Consider the following 642-nt stretch of genomic DNA (forward strand, 5'->3'; position numbering starts at 1 on the left):
TCCTCGTCACGCGGCGAATGCTGGAGATGTTCCGCAAGAAGGAGCCGAAAAAGCTCTCCGCCCCCGGCAGCAAGGAGGGCGCGTAAATGAGCATGAACGTCGTTACGCTGCTTTATCTGGTGGCGTCAGTGTGCTTCATCCAGGCGCTCAAGGGGCTGTCGAATCCGAAGAGCGCGCGCGCCGGCAATGTGTTCGGCATGGTCGGTATGGCCATCGCCATTCTCACGACCCTCGCCCTGATCGTGAAGGAGTCCGCACAGTTCGGCTCGAATCTCGGGCTCGGCCTTGGCTTGCTCTTCGGCGCGCTCGTGGTGGGTGGCGGCCTGGGCGCCTATGTCGCCGCGCGCGTCGAGATGACGAAGATGCCCGAACTCGTCGCGGCCATGCACTCGCTGATCGGTCTTGCGGCGGTGTGCATCGCGTACGCGGTGGTCTCCGAACCGGCCGCGTTCGGACTGGTTGCAGAAGACGCGCCGTATCCGGGCTTCCTGCCGTACGGCAATCGTATCGAACTCTTCATCGGCACGTTCGTCGGTGCGATCACGTTCTCAGGTTCCGTGATCGCCTTCGGCAAGCTCTCCGGCAAGTACAAGTTCAGGCTGTTCCAGGGCGCGCCGGTTGTTTATCCCGGCCAGCATCTGA

At 62.8% G+C, this 642-nt stretch carries 1 protein-coding gene and 1 pseudogene; both read left to right on the forward strand.

Annotated elements, in window-relative coordinates:
- A pseudogene (locus AB4Y40_RS42780) lies at window positions 1–86 on the forward strand (NAD(P) transhydrogenase subunit alpha); the annotation flags it as partial.
- The coding region (locus AB4Y40_RS42785; RefSeq protein WP_368692987.1) for an NAD(P)(+) transhydrogenase (Re/Si-specific) subunit beta at window positions 87–642 on the forward strand (556 nt) is incomplete at its 3' end.

It is taken from the genome of Paraburkholderia sp. EG287B, from assembly GCF_040965595.1.
In the GTDB taxonomy this organism is placed as follows: Bacteria; Pseudomonadota; Gammaproteobacteria; order Burkholderiales; family Burkholderiaceae; genus Paraburkholderia.